This window comes from Pseudomonas migulae (assembly GCF_043225285.1).
Classification (GTDB): Bacteria; Pseudomonadota; Gammaproteobacteria; order Pseudomonadales; family Pseudomonadaceae; genus Aquipseudomonas; species Aquipseudomonas migulae_C.
Genome location: NZ_CP171224.1, coordinates 1,086,824 through 1,102,786 on the forward strand (window position 1 = coordinate 1,086,824; position 15,963 = coordinate 1,102,786).

Below are 15,963 nucleotides of genomic sequence, written 5' to 3' on the forward strand. Positions count from 1 at the left end.
AAATCCACAAAGGTCCCTTACCAAACTCAGTCGTTTACTTAGCAAGCTAACCAAACATATAACAGAGTCCTGCACACGCCTTGCTGCAGATATCAAAGAGATTGGAGCTAGCAGATGACTGTAAAAGTAACTGAACGCGACGATTCACATAAATCCCATGAAGGCGTAGCCGCCGGTATCCGGATCTGGGATGTACACCAACAAGACATGCTCGTGGGGATGTTTCATTCCGAGACCGACGCCCACAGCTACAAGGCCGAACTGGAACTGCAGGAACACAAGCGAGAAGCCGCGAACGGCTGAGGCGAACACCAAGGACTGACTGCAGCCTGCTTGCCCCATGCAAGCAGGCTTTCGCCCTTCGAACCGTTCACTCGACAGGAATACACGCCACATAGACGTTGTCGTCGATAACCTCCAAGGGAAAATCATCGACGATCCACCCGTTCTCAAGCTTCACGACCTCGCACTGGCCGCGGCCCATGCCATCGTTCCTGACGGAAAACTGAATCGATAACGGGTGATGCTTGTCATCATCGAATGTCATGCCGCACGCGATCAGAAAATCAATCTTTGCATCCACAAGCTCGAATTCGTCGTCTCGCTCACCGTCTCTTTGCGCGACATAGTCGAGGCACAAATTGATGCTGAACGGACAACCCGGAACAAGACTGTTCACGAACATTTGGCCATAACCACCAAAGTAACTGTGTTCCGACTGCACGCTGCTGAGCTTTTTAACTTTAACCAGCACCTCATCGAACAACTTGAATATCCAATACCCATCCTCGGAAGCAAAGTGCTCTCCAAAATCGATGCCGGACACATAGCGCTTTGGCCACATCGACATGAGTGGGGTGTCAGTTTCATAATCCTTGTTGGTCGTGGTGAGCAAGTAATTGATAACGTCGTAATAGCTACCTTCGCCCTCTCCTACCTTGATCAACGTTGCACAACTTCCTGCGAGCAAGACGATCCTCCCAAATCGTTCAACGGGCAGATCTGCCATCAATGACCTTACGTAAACTGGAACCTTCTCCAGATAAGTGGTTGTCAGCTCGTGCAGCTCCTGTTCACTGTCGACTTCACGCCAGGGAACATTCCAGAAAAACTCGGGCAAGGTGAAAAACAGGCAACTCGAATGCGGGTAACTTTCACGAGCCGCAAGTGCTGCAAGTTCAAGTTTTCGGCGCACATAGGCAGCACGCACATCCAGCTCACTAACCACGTAATCAGTAATTGACTGCCGTGGAGTGCGGACATTTGAGAAATTCATTTCAAACGTGGGGTGACGCAATGAAGCAATAGTTACATACATATCAATATCCCTATTTATTATTTATTTCAAGCTGTCTCCCCATACAAAAAACACTTATCCATTTGATGCGCACTCAAAAATACAGCGCGCACCTTCAATAAGAATTGATTAATTTTCAGCAAAAGAAAACCCGAAAGATCGTATCGATACAATCTTTCGGGTTCAATTTATTAATGACTCAGATACCAACAAACATGTAACAACTCAACTACCACATCAGATCATCAGGAATCTGATAGGCCGCATACGGATCGTCCTCGGCTGCCGCTTCCTCAGTCTGCACGTTCAGTTGAACGATGCGCTGCGGATCGCGCTCCTGGATCTTCAGGGCCGCTTCGCGGGGGATTACTTCATAACCGCCGGCATGGTGCACGATCGCCAGCGAACCGTTGCTGAGCTTGTTGCGCATCAGCGTGTTGACGGAGAGGCGCTTGACCTTCTTGTCATCAACGAAGTTGTAGTAATCCTCGGTGGTCAGCTTCGGCAGGCGCGAGACCTCGATCAGTTGCTTGATCTGCGCGGCACGGGCCTTGGCCTCGGCTTTCTCCTGCTGCTGACGGTTCAGCTCCTGGTCGCGCTTGACCTTTTCGGCCATCGCTTCCTGAGCGGCACGCTGCTGGGAGTCATCGAGTTCGATCTGGCCTTTGTGGGCCAGACGCTGCTGTTTCTGCTTCTCTTTGCCGACCTGTTTGGCCTGCTTTTGGTTGACCAGCCCTGCCTTTAGCAACTGGTCGCGAAGGGAAATGCTCATGGTGCTTATTTCTCACTTAGGCCACTGCTCAACCGCAGCTGGGCAAATTCTTTTCCTGACGTTTGGCTTCGCCCCACAGGGCGTCCAACTCTTCGAGGGTGCAATCTTCTATGGGACGGTGGGTGTCGCGCAATGCCTGTTCGATAAAACGGAAGCGTCTTTCGAATTTGCTGTTGGCGCCGCGCAAGGCGGTTTCCGGGTCGACCTTCAAATGCCGCGCCAGGTTGACCACGGAAAACAGCAAGTCACCGACCTCGTCGGCAATCGCTGCCGAATCGTTGTCGGCCATGGCTTCGAGCACTTCATCGAGTTCTTCGCGGACCTTGTCCAGCACCGGCAAGGCGTCCGGCCAATCGAAACCGACCTGCCCGGCACGCTTCTGCAATTTCGCCGAACGGGACAATGCCGGCAGCGCCGCAGGCACGTCATCGAGCAAGGACAGTTGTTCCGGCGCGGCGGACTTCTCGGCACGCTCCTCAGCCTTGATCGCTTCCCAGCGTTGCTTGACCTGTTCTTCACTCAGGCGCGGCACATCCAGCGGCGCGTACAGATCACCGGTGGGAAACACATGGGGATGACGACGGATCAGCTTGCGGGTAATGCTGTCGATGACGCCGGCGAATTCGAAACGCCCTTCTTCCCGGGCCAGCTGGCTGTAATAAACCACCTGGAACAGCAAGTCGCCCAACTCGCCCTGCAAATGATCGAAGTCGCCGCGCTCGATGGCATCGGCCACTTCGTAGGCTTCCTCAAGGGTGTGCGGGACGATGGTCGCGTAGGTTTGCCTGATGTCCCACGGGCAACCGAACTGCGGGTCGCGCAGGCGGCTCATCAGGTGTAGCAAGTCTTCAAGTTTGTACATCAATCACTCTCTGCCCCGCTCACTGTAGGAGCGAGTTTGCTCGCGAAGAACCCGAGAGCGCTGCGCTCATCCAGAAAGCACGCGTCATCGTTAACGTCCATCGCGAGCAAGCTCGCTCCTACAGGTCTTATGGCGTGCGGTTACGCCGGGTTTCGATGATGTTCGGCAACTGGGATATCCGCCCGAGCAAGCGACCCAACGCATCCAGCCCCGGAATCTCGATGGTCAGGGACATCAGCGCGGTGTTGTCCTCCTTGTTCGAGCGGGTATTGACCGCCAGCACGTTGATCCGCTCGTTGAGCAGCACCTGCGAGACGTCACGCAGCAAACCGGAACGGTCGTAGGCGCGGATGATGATGTCCACCGGGTAGGTGAGCACCGGCACCGGCCCCCAGCTGACCTGGATGATCCGCTCAGGCTCGCGTCCGGCCAGTTGCAGCACCGAGGCGCAGTCCTGACGGTGAATGCTCACGCCACGGCCCTGGGTGATGTAACCGACGATCGCATCGCCCGGCAACGGCTGGCAGCAGCCCGCCATTTGCGTCATCAGGTTGCCGACGCCCTGGATCTGGATGTCGCCGCGCTTGCCCGGTTTGTAGCCGGTGGCCTTGCGCGGAATCAGCTCCAGCTGCTCGTTGCCACGTTCCGGCTCGACCAGTTGCTGCGCCAGGTTCACCAGTTGCGCCAGGCGCAAATCGCCGGCGCCCAGTGCGGCGTACATGTCCTCGGCGGTCTTCATGTTGGCCTTGTCGGCCAGCTTGTCGAAGTCCACCGCGGGCAGGCCCAGGCGACTGAGTTCACGTTCGAGCAAGGTCTTGCCGGCCGCGACGTTCTGATCGCGGGCCTGCAATTTGAACCAGTGGACGATCTTCGCCCGCGCCCGCGACGTGGTGATGTAACCCAGGTTCGGGTTCAGCCAGTCGCGGCTCGGCGTGCCGTGCTTGCTGGTGATGATCTCGACCTGTTCACCGGTTTGCAGGCTGTAGTTCAGCGGGACGATGCGCCCGTTGATCTTCGCGCCACGGCAGTTGTGACCGATCTCGGTGTGCACGCGGTAAGCGAAGTCCAGCGGCGTCGCGCCTTTCGGCAAGTCGATGGCGTGGCCGTCCGGGGTGAAGATGTACACCCGGTCCGGTTCGATATCGACCCGCAGCTGTTCGGCCAGACCGCCAATGTCGCCCAGTTCTTCGTGCCACTCGAGGACCTGACGCAGCCAGGAGATTTTCTCTTCGTAGTGGTTGGAACCGGATTTGACGTCGGTGCCTTTGTAGCGCCAGTGCGCACAGACCCCGAGTTCGGCTTCTTCGTGCATGGAATGGGTGCGGATCTGCACTTCCAGCACCTTGCCTTCAGGTCCGATCACCGCGGTGTGCAGCGAGCGGTAGCCGTTCTCTTTCGGGTTGGCGATGTAGTCGTCGAACTCTTTCGGGATGTGTCGCCACAAGGTGTGGACGATGCCGAGCGCGGTGTAGCAGTCGCGCATTTCCGGCACGAGCACGCGAACGGCACGCACGTCGTAGATCTGGCTGAACTCCAGCCCCTTGCGCTGCATTTTGCGCCAGATCGAATAGATGTGTTTGGCCCGGCCGCTGATGTCGGCCTCGACGCCGGTGGCCTGCAATTCGTTCTTGAGCTGGCCCATCACGTCGGCGATGAAACGCTCGCGATCCAGGCGCCGCTCATGGAGCAACTTGGCGATCTGCTTGTACTGGTCAGGCTCAAGGTAACGGAAGGACAGGTCCTCCAGTTCCCACTTGATGTGACCGATACCGAGACGGTGGGCGAGCGGCGCGTAGATGTCGAAGACTTCCCGGGCGACACGGTTGCGCTTCTCGTCGTCGGCGGTTTTCACCGCACGGATCGCGCAGGTGCGCTCGGCCAGTTTGATCAGCGCGACGCGTACGTCGTCGACCATGGCCACGAGCATTTTGCGCAGGTTTTCCACCTGGCCCTGAGTGCCCAGCACCAGGGATTGACGGGGGCTCAGGCTGGCGCTGATCGCCGCCATGCGCAACACGCCGTCGATAAGTTTGGCGACCACCGGACCGAAGCGCTGGCTCACGGCCGGCAGTTCGATCTGGCCTTCGCGCACGCCGCGGTACAGGACCGCGGCGACCAGCGAATCCTGATCGAGTTTGAGGTCGGCGAGAATCTCGGCGATCTCAAGGCCCGTGCTGAAACTCGAGGTCCCTTCGGACCAGAGGTTTTTCGCCGCATTGGCCTGTTGTTCAGACGTACGAGCGAACTCGCACGCTTCCTTCAAGGCTTCGCGATCCAGTGCCAGATCGACACTGACCGCATGATCGAGCCAGGCCTCGAGGTTGATACTGCCGTCGGTGTTGATCGGCTGGTGTGCTCTCACCTGTACCATCTTGCTTTACCTTCCCTACGACGCAGATTCAATGCGTCAAATCGCTGACCTTCGTTGCCGGTGCACTCGCGGGGCCATGACGAGTGCTGCGCGGGCCGGTCAGTCGGACCAGACGAGCCATCCTAGCTCGCTTCAAATAACGCCATGGCCTCGACATGCGCCGTCTGAGGAAACATATCGAGAATCCCGGCACGTTTTAACCGGTAGCCCTGCTTGATCAATTCAACGGTGTCGCGCGCCAGCGTGGCCGGGTTGCACGACACATACACCAATCGTTCCGCGCCCAGTGACTTGAGCTTGCGCACGACCTCGAAAGCACCGTCACGCGGTGGGTCCAAGAGTACCGCACAAAAGCCTTCGCGCGCCCATTCGGCATCGGTCAAAGGCTGGGACAAATCGGCCTGAAAAAACCGGGTGTTATGCAGATTGTTACTAGCAGCATTCGCAGCCGCCCGCTCGACCATGGTCTGCACACCTTCGACCGCCACCACTTCACGAACGGCTTTGGCCAGCGGCAAGGCGAAGTTACCCAATCCACAGAATAGATCGAGAACGCGGTCATCCGCTTTCGGCTTCAACCAGTCCAGCGCCTGGGCAACCATGGCTTCGTTGACACCGGCATTGACCTGAATGAAATCCCCCGGCCGGTAGGCCAGTTCCAGATCCCACTGCTCCAGTCGATAGCCCAGTGACTGCTCGGCATCGACCGGTTGAGGTTCGCCCTCGCCATGCAACCACAACTGGGCTTCATGGAACGCACAGAAATCCTTGAGGATCGTCAGATCGGCTTCCGACAGCGGCGCCATGTGCCGCAACAGGACGGCCAACGACGAACCGCTGAACAATTCCACGTGCCCCAGCGCCTTCGGGTTGCTCAAGCGTCGCAACATCTCCGGCAAGCGGGTCATGATCGGCTGCAAAGGCTGTACCAGCACCGGGCATTCGTTGATCGCCACGATGTCCTGACTGCCTGCTGCGCGGAATCCGACTTCGAGTTTTTTCGCCTTCATGTCCCAACGTACCGCCACCCGGGCGCGACGGCGGTAACCGAATTCCGGACCGCTCAACGGCGCTGCCCACTCTTCGGGTTCGACACCCGCGACCTTCGACAGTTGCTCGGCGAGCATGCGCTGTTTCAGGGCGAGTTGTTCGACGTGGGGCAGATGCTGAACACTGCAACCACCGCAGCGACCGGCATGGGCGCAGGGTGCCGGGCGACGCAGTTCGCTGGCCTGGAACACACGTTCGGTGCGCGCCTCGACGACTTTGCCGTGGGCACCCAGCACGCGCGCCTCGATTTCTTCACCGGCCAAAGCGCCGATGACGAACCAGGTGCGCCCTTCAAAAAACGCGATACCGCGACCGTCATTGGCCAGGCGCTCGATGGTCAGGCGCTGCTTCTTGCCGGTCGGAATTTGCGGGGCCTTGCTGCCGCCGGTGGGCTGGAAGCGCAGGCCTCTCTCATGCTTGGCCATCAGTTGGGCGCGTCGAAAATGCCGGTCGACAGGTAACGGTCGCCACGGTCGCAGATGATCGCGACGATCACCGCGTTTTCAACTTCTTTGGACAGGCGCAGCATCGCTGCCACGGCACCGCCCGAGGACACGCCACAGAAGATGCCTTCTTCGCGGGCCAGGCGACGGGTCACGTCCTCGGCTTCGCTTTGCGCCATGTCGACGATGCGGTCCACGCGATCGGCCTGGTAAATCTTCGGCAGGTATTCCTGCGGCCAGCGACGGATGCCCGGAATCGCCGAGCCTTCCATCGGTTGCAGGCCGATGATCTGCACGCTGTCGCTCTGCTCTTTCAAGTAGCGCGACACGCCCATGATGGTACCGGTGGTGCCCATCGAGCTGACGAAATGAGTGATGGTGCCCTCGGTCTGGCGCCAGATTTCCGGGCCGGTGGTGGTGTAGTGCGCTTCCGGGTTGTCACCGTTGGCGAACTGGTCCAGCACCTTGCCACGGCCTTCGGCTTCCATTCGCTGAGCGAGGTCGCGCGCGCCTTCCATGCCTTCTTCCTGGGTCACCAGGATCAGTTCGGCGCCATACGCCGTCATCGCGGCTTTGCGCTCGGCGCTGGAGTTGTCCGGCATGATCAGGATCATCTTGTAACCCTTGATCGCGGCAGCCATCGCCAGGGCGATTCCGGTATTGCCGGAGGTCGCTTCGATCAGCGTATCGCCGGCATGGATCTGCCCGCGCAACTCGGCGCGGGTAATCATCGACAGCGCCGGACGGTCCTTGACCGAACCCGCCGGGTTGTTCCCTTCGAGCTTGAGCAAAAGGGTGTTGCTGGTGGCGCCGGGCAGGCGCTGCAAACGGACCAGCGGAGTGTTGCCGACGCAATCGGCGATGGTTGGGTACTGCAAGGTCATGGCGTATTCGCAATCCAGACTGCGGGGGCGCCTATCATACCGGCAAACGTTCGCAGGCCATATCACGCAAAGTGCGGTGCTTATGGCTTATGGGAATAAGGAATCAGTTCAACTCTAATCTGTTAATGCGGAGTAGACAGGGCAATTGCTGAAGCTCTCAGCCTGAACATCTTCCGATGGGCGCAATTTGTGTCAGCGGTGCTGACACTTTCCGGACGTATGTGGATGCCTCCGAATAGCTCAACGTTTAGCGGTTCTTTTATAGGGTGAAAATGATCAGGTTGTGCGCCCAAGAAACTGTCGCACCGGTGGTGCGACTTTTACTTCAGATTGGCAGGTCTTACAGATCGACGTTGCTTAGTTCTGATATTTACCTCACCAGCGGTGAGACTTTCTCGTGATGTTGACCCTGAGGGCCCCATCGCGAGCAGGCTCGCTCCTACAGGGGATCAGATGCGGTCACACACTTTGCGGCCTGCACGCACCCATTGTAGGAGCGAGCCTGCTCGCGATGGCGTCATCACTGATGCCACCGGCATCCGCCAACAACCGCATGTTGAGCCGCAGCCCCGCCCCGGTGTTTTCAGCCCAAAGCTGCCCGCCCTGGCGCTGCACCGCATTTCTCGCAATGCTCAATCCCAACCCGAAGCCACCATTACCGGGACGCGAACCATCCAGCCGGGTGAACGGCGAGAAGATCCGCTCCAGGTCCTCTTCAGCCACCCCGCCGCCCTCATCCTCCAGCCACAGATGCCAGTACCGGCCTTCACGCCTTCCATCCAGACGCACAACGCCGCCCTTCGGCGAATGACGAATGGCATTGCGCAGAATGTTTTCCAGGGCCTGAGCCAGGGTGTTGAGATTGCCGCGCACCCAGCAGGATGAATCCACCAGGCACTGTAATTGATCAGTGGGGCAGCAGCTTTCATAGCAGGCGTTCTCCGTGAGCATTTCCCACAGCGCCTGAATCTGGATCGCTTCGTCGGGCAACGGCGAGCGTTCGGTGTCGAGCCAGGCCAGTTGCAGCGTGTCCTCGACCAGGCGTTGCATGCCGTCGACTTCACGGCCGATGCGTTCGCGCAGTTGCGCCAGGCTTTGCTCGCCCTCGCTGGCTACACGCAAGCGGCTCAACGGCGTGCGCAATTCATGGGACAAGTCGCGCAGCAGCTGTTGTTGCAGGGCCACCGTGCTTTGCAGGCGTTCGGACATGTGATCGAACGCGCGGCCCAGTTCACCCAGTTCATCGGAACGGTTGGTGGTGTGCTGTGACAAACGCACGCCCAATTGATCGGCGCGCCAGGCATTGGCCTGCTCGCGCAGTTGATTGAGCGGAACCACCAGCAAGCGATACAGCCCGACACACAACAGCAAGGTAAACAGCCCCGGGATCACACCGTTGGTGATCACCCGCCAGAACACTCGATAGCGCCCGGGCATGAAGCGCTTGGGCAGTTCGATCACCAGGCTTCCGGCGGATGAGTCGCCGGGAAACGGCACGCGCAGCCAGGGCAGTCGTTTTTTGTGGATGGGCCAGTCCAGGCCGCGCAGAAAGGTCAGGCGCTCGATTTCCTGGTCCGTCAACGGATAGCTGCTCAACGACTGTAAATCGCCGCCAATGACGCCCGCCCAGCCTTTTTCACGCTCGCGCATCGACTGCAGCCAGTCATCGACACCTGCACTCTGCCCCTGTAGCCACGCCTGCTCGGCTTCGGTGGCGTAGCGCGTCAGGGTGCCGCGGGCCTCGTCCGACAGAAACTGGTTGCGTTCCTCCATGTAGCGGCCCCAGGACCAACTGAGCCAGATCATCAGCAGACAGAACGCCACCAGCAGACAGGCGAGTTTCCAGAACAACGAATGCCTGCCCGGCAGGTCAGACCACTTCATGATCGGCACTCAACACGTAGCCCTTGCCCCAGACCGTGCGCACTTCCCGCTCGGTGTAGCCGATGGCCTTGAGCTTGCGACGGATCTGGCTGATGTGCATGTCGAGACTGCGGTCGTGGGCCGCATATCCCCGCTGCAGGACGTGCTGATAAAGGAAGGCCTTGCTCAATACCTCATCGCCGTTGCGGTTGAGCGTGTCGAGCAAACGGTATTCGCTGCGGGTCAGGCCGGCGGCGTGCTCACCGAAGAACACCTCGAACCGCTCCTCGTCGAACTGCAGGCTGTCCGCCGCCGGCTCAACCGGTTCCGGTGCGGGCCGGCGATCCAGCGCCACGCGCCGCAGGATCGCTTCGATGCGCACGCGCAATTCGGCCATGCTGAAGGGCTTGGGCAGGTAATCATCGGCACCGAGGCGGAAACCGCTGATGCGATCCGCTTCGGCCCCCAGCGCCGACATCAGCACCACCGGCGTGGAATGGCTCTGGCGCAATTGGGTCAGTATGTTCAAGCCATCCATACCCGGCAGCAGGATGTCCATCAGCACCACATCGAACGCCTGTTCGCGGGCGATCGCCAGGCCTTCCTGCCCGTTCTGGCACCAGGTCACCTGGAAACCGCTGCGGCCCAGTTGCTCGTGCACATAGGCACCGAGCACCAGATCGTCTTCGATGGAAAGGATTCGGGGATGGCCAACAGAGATGGGAGTCATGAGTATCTGCAAATAATTCTCAGTTGACGATTATTCAAGATTGCCTCGCCGGGGGCAACCCAAGGTTTGCCCGCGAGGCCTGAGCGGCGATCAGCCCGACGAATGACGACATCAATTTTACGAAGAATGCCCGCCTGCAAATCGCTACACTGCCCCAGTGGCGCGTGCCGGACGTACGCGCAGGTTCCTAAATGGCTGGATGCAGGAGAGAGGCGTGCTCAAGAAACTGGGAATTAAAGGCCGCGTGCTGTTGCTGACCTTGCTTCCGACCAGCCTGATGGCTCTGGTGCTGGGCGGCTATTTTACCTGGATGCAGCAATCGGACCTGCAAACCCAACTCATGCAGCGCGGCGAAATGATCGCCGAACAACTCGCCCCCCTCGTCGCCCCGGCCATGGGCCACAGGGACACCGAGCTGCTGGAACGCATCGCCACCCAATCCCTGGAAACCCCCGACGTCCGTGCGGTGACCTTCCTCGCCGCAGACCGTTCGCCCCTCGCCCACGCCGGCCCGACCATGCTCAACCAGGCGCCCTTGGGCAATGGCTCGCAGATGCTGCGACGCAGTGGCAACGATGCGACGCGTTACCTGCTGCCGGTGTTCGGCAAGCACCGCAACCTCGCCGGCGACCTGATTCCCGAAGAAGCCGACCGCCTGCTGGGCTGGGTCGAACTCGAACTGTCCCACAACGGCATGCTGCTGCGCGGCTATCGCAGCCTGTTCGCCAGCCTGCTATTGATCGGCGCGGGCCTGCTCGGCGCGGCGCTGCTGGCCTTGCGCATGGGCCGCACGATCAATCGGCCGCTGAGCCAGATCAAACAAGCGGTGGCGCAACTCAAGGACGGTCACCTGGAAACGCGCCTGCCACCGCTCGGCAGTCAGGAACTGGATGAATTGGCGTCCGGCATCAACCGTATGGCCGGCACCCTGCAGAATGCCCAGGAAGAATTGCAGCACAGCATCGACCAGGCCACCGAAGACGTGCGCCAGAACCTGGAAACCATCGAAATCCAGAACATCGAGCTGGACCTGGCGCGCAAGGAAGCCCTGGAGGCGAGCCGGATCAAATCCGAATTCCTCGCCAACATGAGCCATGAAATCCGCACGCCGCTCAATGGCATTCTCGGCTTCACCCACTTGCTGCAAAAAAGCGAACTGACCCCGCGTCAGCTCGACTACCTGGGCACCATCGAAAAGTCCGCCGACAGCTTGTTGGGGATCATCAACGAGATCCTCGACTTCTCGAAAATCGAGGCCGGCAAACTGGTGCTCGACCATATTCCGTTCAACCTGCGCGACCTGCTGCAGGACACCCTGACCATCCTCGCCCCCGCCGCCCATGCCAAACAGTTGGAACTGGTGAGCCTGGTGTACCGCGACACGCCGCTGTCGCTGGTGGGCGACCCGCTGCGACTGAAGCAGATCCTCACCAACCTGGTGAGCAACGCGATCAAGTTCACCCGCGAAGGCACCATCGTCGCCCGCGCCATGCTCGAAGAAGAACACGAAGACAGCGTGCAACTACGCATCAGCATCCAGGACACCGGCATCGGCCTGTCGACCGAGGATGTGCGCGCGTTGTTCCAGGCTTTCAGCCAGGCCGATAACTCGCTGTCGCGGCAACCCGGCGGCACCGGTCTGGGCCTGGTGATTTCCAAACGCCTGATCGAACAGATGGGCGGCGAGATCGGCGTCGACAGTACGCCGGGGGAAGGCTCGGAATTCTGGATCAGCCTGAGCCTGCCGAAAACCCGTGACGATGCCGAGGACCTGCCCGCTGCGCCGTTGCTCGGGCGTCGGGTCGCGGTACTGGAAAACCACGAACTGGCCCGTCAGGCGTTGCAGCATCAGCTGGAAGACTGTGGCCTGGAAGTCACGCCGTTCAACACCCTGGAAAGCCTGACCAATGGCGTCACCGGCGCACACCAGACCGATGTGGCCATCGACCTCGCGGTGCTCGGCATCACCAGCAACGACATGCCGCCAGAACGTCTCAACCAACACATCTGGGACCTCGAACACCTCGGCTGCAAAGTGTTGGTGCTATGCCCGACCACCGAACAGACGCTGTTCCACCTCTCGGTACCCAACCCGCACAGTCAGCTTCAGGCCAAACCGGCGTGCACCCGCAAGCTGCGCCGAGCGTTGTCCGATCTGGTCAATCCGCGCCAGCAACGCAGCGATCCCGGCGAACCGGTATCGAGCCGTGCGCCGAAGGTGCTGTGTGTCGACGACAATCCGGCCAACCTGCTGCTGGTGCAAACCCTGCTCGAAGACCTCGGCGCCAAAGTGCTTGCGGTGGAAAGTGGGTACGCCGCGGTCAAGGCGGTGCAGAACGAGACCTTCGACCTGGTGTTGATGGACGTGCAGATGCCTGGCATGGACGGACGCCAGAGCACCGAAACCATTCGCCAATGGGAAAGCGAACGGCATAGCACACCGCTGCCGATCGTGGCCCTCACCGCCCACGCCATGGCCAACGAAAAACGCGCGCTGCTGCAGAGCGGCATGGACGATTACCTGACCAAGCCGATCAGCGAACGGCAACTGGCCCAGGTGGTGTTGAAGTGGACCGGCCTTGCGTTGCGCAATCAAGGGCCGGAGCGCTCCGGCGACAGCCATGGCAACGCCCAGGACTTGCAGGTGCTGGACCATGAGGAGGGTTTGCGCCTGGCCGCCGGCAAGGCGGATCTGGCGGCGGACATGCTGGCGATGTTGCTGGCGTCGTTGGAAGCCGACCGAGAGGCGATTCGCGTGGCCCGGGAAACCAACGATCACAACGCGCTGATCGAGCGGGTCCATCGCCTGCACGGCGCGACCCGTTACTGCGGCGTGCCGCAACTGCGCGCGGCCTGCCAGCGCAGTGAAACCCTGCTCAAGCAACAGGACCCGAAAGCCCCTGTCGCCCTGGAAGACCTCGACCGCGCGATCAATCGCCTGGCGGCGCATGCGCGTATAAATGCTTGATGCAACGCAATGGCGTTGATCGCCATCAGCGCTAGTCTCAACGCAATCCCCCTGTAGGAGCTGGCTTGCCAGCGATGACGACCTCGAAGACGATGCAAAATTCGAGGGCCCCATCGCTGGCAAGCCAGCTCCTACAGGGATCGAGGTGAGCCTGAGGTTTTCAGTACGAGGCACACCGCGTGATTTTCCAGGAGGACGCCATGCGCACCATTCTTTTCAGCAGCCAGACCTACGACCGCGACAGTTTTCTCGCCGCCGACCTCCCCGCCGGCATCGAGCTGCACTTCCAGTCGGCACGCTTGAGCCTGGACACTGCAGCACTGGCGGAACACCACGAGGTGGTCTGTGCCTTCATCAACGATGACCTCAGCGCGCCGGTGCTCGAACGCCTGGCGGCGGGCGGCACACGCCTGATCGCCCTGCGTTCGGCCGGTTACAACCATGTCGATCTGGCAGTGGCCAAGCGCCTGGGATTGTCGATCGTGCGGGTCCCGGCCTACTCGCCCCATGCGGTGGCCGAACATGCGGTCGCGCTGATCCTGGCGCTCAACCGCCGCTTGCACCGCGCCTACAACCGAACCCGCGAAGGCGATTTCAGCCTCCACGGGTTGACCGGCTTCGACCTGGTGGGCAAGACGGTCGGGGTGGTCGGCACCGGGCAGATTGGCGCGACCTTCGCGAAAATCATGAACGGTTTCGGCTGCCAGCTCCTGGCCTATGACCCCTACCCCAATCCGCAGGTCGAAGCCCTAGGCGCTCGTTATATGAGCCTCCCGCAACTGCTGGCCGAGTCGCAGATCATCAGCCTGCACTGCCCGCTCAACGAGCAGAGCAAACACCTGATCAACCGCGAGTCGCTGGCGCACATGCAACCCGGTGCCATGTTGATCAATACCGGGCGCGGCGGTCTGGTGGATACGCCGGCGCTGATCGACGCGTTGAAGGACGGCCAGCTGGGGTATCTGGGGCTGGATGTCTATGAAGAAGAGGCACAGCTGTTCTTCGAGGACCGTTCCGACCTGCCACTGCAGGACGACGTGCTGGCGCGCTTGCTGACCTTCCCTAACGTGATCGTCACCGCTCACCAGGCCTTCCTGACCCGTGAAGCCCTGGGCGCCATTGCGGCGACAACGTTGCAGAACATTGCGGCCTGGGCGGCCGGACACCTGCAAAATCAGGTCGACGCTGGCTGAACCGGATCGAAGGTCATCTCCCTGCGCGGTGCGGCGTCGATGTCCGTGCTAGCATGCCGCGCATATTTGGAGGACCCATGGTCGAACACGATTTCCGCTATAGCCTGATGAACCCGCAACACACCCTCACCGAATGCCGCGCCCTCGTGCCGGGGCGTTATCAAGTCACCGGCAACGGCGGCTCGATTCGCAACAATGACGTGCTGGTCGTGACCCTCAAAGGTGCCAAGGACTTGTCCATGCGCCTGACCGTCGAAACGGTTCGCCACCTGATCAACCCGCCCGGCCAATGGGTTGCGGTCGCCAGTGGCCCGGTGTTCGGCGAGCTGGCGATCCACACCTGGAACGTCAACTGCGACAGCTGTGCCAAAGAACTGAGCTTCGAGTTCGCGGTCGACGCCAAGCTGGGCAACAAGGCTGAAAAGCCTGCCGCCAACGCGCGGATTGCCGAGCTGGGCTGGAAGTCCGTCGGCGAAAAACACCTGTGCCCGAAATGCCAGGAGCCCGCGTGATGAAACGCCTCGCTCTGACCGCCATGGTCGGTGCCAGCCTGCTGGGCTGCGCCGCCGAGCCGGTGCAACTGCAACAGAACCGCAGCTACATTCTCGAATGGATCGGCGAGCGTCCGCTGATGGATTACAGCCACCTGACCGTCACCCTCGGTGAGGATGGTCGGGCTTATGGCAATGGCGGCTGCAACCACTGGTTCGCGCCGTATACGCTCGATGGCGACAAACTGAGTTTCGGCAAGGTCGGCAGCACTCGCAAGCTGTGTGCGCCGGCCATCATGGAACAGGAAAAACGCTTCCTCCAGGCCCTGGAAAACGTCCAGCGCTGGGATGTTTCGCCGATCGATCAGATGCGCTTCTGGCCGGCCGAAGGCAAGCCGCTGCGTTGGTGGCTTGAAGAAGGCTGAGACCCTGCCGGCCAGCCAACGATGATTTCGCCTGACACACACCTGTAGGAGCCGGCTTGCCGGCGATGGCGGCGGGTCAATCGACATTGATGTCGTCTGATACACCGCAATCGCCGGCAAGCCGGCTCCTACAGGTCCGTGAGTCAGTTGGTTGCTTTTAGTGCTTCGAGCTTTGCCATCACCCCCGCCGCCGTCTGCTCGCCCATCAACTGTTCACGCACCTTGCCCTTGTTATCGATGATGTAAGTCACCGGCAACGCCTCGCTGCGCGGCAGTTCGAACAGCTCCGCCGGATCCTGCGCCAGCACGGTGAATTTGATGCCCAGCTTCTCGCTGGCGCTTTTCAGTTCTTCACCCTGCACATTGTCGAAGTTGACCCCGAACACGCCGATCTTCTTGTCCTTCAACTGCTCGGCCAGCCCGTTCAGCTCCGGGATTTCGGTCCGGCACGGGCCGCACCATTCGGCCCAGTAATTGAGCACCAGCCATTGTTTGTCCAGACGTTCGGCCGCGACTTTCTGGCCGTTCTGATCGATGCCATAGTCGTTGCCGCAGCCCCCCAGCATCAGCGTCCCGAAGATCGCCAGTGCCGCTGCCAGTCGCCTTGTCATGTC

General features: G+C 60.4%; 14 protein-coding genes. 5 read left to right on the forward strand and 9 right to left on the reverse strand.

Annotated elements, in window-relative coordinates; translation table 11 throughout:
* Nucleotides 1-114: 114 nt before the first annotated feature.
* Nucleotides 115-303 (forward strand): hypothetical protein, encoded by a 189-nt coding sequence (locus ACF6ZU_RS05030; protein ID WP_392890794.1) that lies wholly within the window; start codon nucleotides 115-117, stop codon nucleotides 301-303.
* A gap of 67 nt (nucleotides 304-370) precedes the next feature.
* Here ACF6ZU_RS05030 and ACF6ZU_RS05035 read toward each other — a convergent pair whose 3' ends face one another.
* The 8 genes from ACF6ZU_RS05035 to ACF6ZU_RS05070 form a co-directional block, all read right to left on the reverse strand.
* Nucleotides 371-1,318: a hypothetical protein gene (locus ACF6ZU_RS05035; protein ID WP_392890795.1), complete on the reverse strand. Its 948-nt coding sequence runs from the start codon at nucleotides 1,316-1,318 to the stop codon at nucleotides 371-373.
* A 208-nt stretch (nucleotides 1,319-1,526) separates the two neighbouring features.
* Entirely contained in the window at nucleotides 1,527-2,069 is a 543-nt protein-coding gene (locus ACF6ZU_RS05040; RefSeq protein WP_262163732.1) for a DUF2058 domain-containing protein, read from the reverse strand.
* A 28-nt stretch (nucleotides 2,070-2,097) separates the two neighbouring features.
* The gene (gene mazG / locus ACF6ZU_RS05045) at nucleotides 2,098-2,931 is read right to left on the reverse strand and encodes a nucleoside triphosphate pyrophosphohydrolase (protein ID WP_392890796.1); all 834 of its coding nucleotides are present in this window, start codon (nucleotides 2,929-2,931) and stop codon (nucleotides 2,098-2,100) included.
* A 127-nt stretch (nucleotides 2,932-3,058) separates the two neighbouring features.
* Nucleotides 3,059-5,302, reverse strand: a complete 2,244-nt coding sequence (gene relA / locus ACF6ZU_RS05050) for a GTP diphosphokinase (RefSeq protein WP_392890797.1) — start codon at nucleotides 5,300-5,302, stop codon at nucleotides 3,059-3,061.
* A gap of 122 nt (nucleotides 5,303-5,424) precedes the next feature.
* Nucleotides 5,425-6,777 carry a 23S rRNA (uracil(1939)-C(5))-methyltransferase RlmD gene (gene rlmD / locus ACF6ZU_RS05055; protein ID WP_392890798.1) on the reverse strand — a complete coding sequence of 451 codons (1,353 nt, stop codon included), beginning with the start codon at nucleotides 6,775-6,777 and terminating at the stop codon, nucleotides 5,425-5,427.
* The gene (gene cysM, locus ACF6ZU_RS05060; protein WP_392890799.1) at nucleotides 6,777-7,679 is read right to left on the reverse strand and encodes a cysteine synthase CysM; all 903 of its coding nucleotides are present in this window, start codon (nucleotides 7,677-7,679) and stop codon (nucleotides 6,777-6,779) included. Before cysM ends, rlmD begins: the two co-directional genes overlap by 1 nt.
* 459 nt (nucleotides 7,680-8,138) lie before the next feature.
* Nucleotides 8,139-9,563 (reverse strand): histidine kinase sensor domain-containing protein, encoded by a 1,425-nt coding sequence (locus tag ACF6ZU_RS05065; protein WP_392890800.1) that lies wholly within the window; start codon nucleotides 9,561-9,563, stop codon nucleotides 8,139-8,141.
* Entirely contained in the window at nucleotides 9,550-10,272 is a 723-nt protein-coding gene (locus ACF6ZU_RS05070) for a response regulator transcription factor (protein ID WP_392890801.1), read from the reverse strand. The genes ACF6ZU_RS05065 and ACF6ZU_RS05070 overlap by 14 nt, the downstream gene beginning before the upstream one ends.
* A gap of 214 nt (nucleotides 10,273-10,486) precedes the next feature.
* Here ACF6ZU_RS05070 and ACF6ZU_RS05075 point away from each other — a divergent pair, with 214 nt between their 5' ends.
* From ACF6ZU_RS05075 to ACF6ZU_RS05090, 4 genes are all read left to right on the forward strand, one after another.
* Entirely contained in the window at nucleotides 10,487-13,240 is a 2,754-nt protein-coding gene (locus ACF6ZU_RS05075) for a response regulator (RefSeq protein WP_392890802.1), read from the forward strand.
* A gap of 200 nt (nucleotides 13,241-13,440) precedes the next feature.
* On the forward strand, nucleotides 13,441-14,433 hold the full coding sequence (locus ACF6ZU_RS05080) for a 2-hydroxyacid dehydrogenase (protein WP_392890803.1): 993 nt from the start codon (nucleotides 13,441-13,443) through the stop codon (nucleotides 14,431-14,433).
* Nucleotides 14,434-14,510: 77 nt separating this feature from the next.
* Nucleotides 14,511-14,945, forward strand: a complete 435-nt coding sequence (locus tag ACF6ZU_RS05085) for a hypothetical protein (protein WP_392890804.1) — start codon at nucleotides 14,511-14,513, stop codon at nucleotides 14,943-14,945.
* Nucleotides 14,945-15,349 (forward strand): META domain-containing protein, encoded by a 405-nt coding sequence (locus tag ACF6ZU_RS05090; RefSeq protein WP_392890805.1) that lies wholly within the window; start codon nucleotides 14,945-14,947, stop codon nucleotides 15,347-15,349. The genes ACF6ZU_RS05085 and ACF6ZU_RS05090 overlap by 1 nt, the downstream gene beginning before the upstream one ends.
* Before the next feature lie 143 nt (nucleotides 15,350-15,492).
* On the opposite strand, the gene ACF6ZU_RS05095 is transcribed toward ACF6ZU_RS05090, so the two are convergent.
* Nucleotides 15,493-15,960 (reverse strand): TlpA disulfide reductase family protein, encoded by a 468-nt coding sequence (locus ACF6ZU_RS05095; protein ID WP_392890806.1) that lies wholly within the window; start codon nucleotides 15,958-15,960, stop codon nucleotides 15,493-15,495.
* Between the last annotated feature and the right edge of the window lie 3 nt (nucleotides 15,961-15,963).